This is a genomic window from Nodularia sp. UHCC 0506, from assembly GCF_034931045.1.
GTDB lineage: Bacteria > Cyanobacteriota > Cyanobacteriia > Cyanobacteriales > Nostocaceae > Nodularia.
Genome location: NZ_JAYGHH010000068.1, coordinates 4,596 through 5,592, shown reverse-complemented (window position 1 = coordinate 5,592; position 997 = coordinate 4,596). Strand labels below are relative to the sequence as shown.

The 997-nt window shown below is 41.8% G+C and carries 1 protein-coding gene; it reads right to left on the bottom strand.

The features are described 5' to 3' along the window. Positions 1-879 (bottom strand): cation:proton antiporter (locus VB654_RS23535; protein ID WP_323216256.1); only part of this gene is annotated, 879 nt, incomplete at its 3' end. Between the last annotated feature and the right edge of the window lie 118 nt (positions 880-997).

Sequence of the window (997 nt, the reverse complement as noted above, 5' to 3'; positions counted from 1 at the left end):
CAAAAAAATCTCGGCTACTATCCAGAGGCTATCAAACCCACCGCGCAACCTTCTCGCTAGGGGTGCATCTAATTCAATTAAAAAAAACCCCATACTCATTGCTGCTAAATAACCAGAAAAGTAAGGCAATTCATGAGCAGAAATGACTAAAAATAAGGCGATACTGGCAGCAATTACGGTATCTTGAACGGCATTTTGAGTCCAATTTTGTTTTACTAACAGCACAACCAGCAAACGGGCGGCTAAATAACCGAATATCACTCCCAGTAAAATTTGCATGATAATTTGTAGTGGTAGCAGTTGGAGGGAAGTTAGTACCAACCCGCCAGGAAGGATAATTTGCTCAACGCTTCCATCACCCAAAAAACTCAGCAACAAGCTAAAGACTAATAACAGCAGGACATCAGATAAAGCACTACCAGTCAAAATTGCATCGGGTATGCCTTTGGTGACACCCCAGCCTAAACTTTTAAGTCTCAGCATTCCGGGAACAATGACGGCTGGAGACTCCGCGCCAATGACGCAGCCTAAAAGTAAGCCGGTGAAAAAGTCAAATTTAAAGATTACCATAGCTGCAAAGGCGATCGCGATCGCTTCGATTGTGGCTGGTAAAAATCCCAAACGCAGGGCTACAGTTCCCTGTTGAGCTAATTTGTCTCTATCTAAACCCAGTCCGGCTTTCATTAAAATAATCATCACTGCCAAAGTTCTCAAATCATCAGCAGCATTAAGCATTTCTGGACTAATTACATTTAGGGCTTGGGGGCTAAGAATTATCCCCACTATAATCATGCCAATTAAAGGGGGAGCGCCTAAATGCCGAGCAAGTTGACCCACAAAAAAGCCCATTATTAAAATCCATAATATACTAGCTAACATTCCCATAACCCCTAAAAGTGAAATTTGTAGATAGATAACTATCAGTTAATCACATATAGGAATCCGGTTTGGTTTATGAATTTACTCGTAGAGGTAGGGAACAGGGAACAGGGAAGAA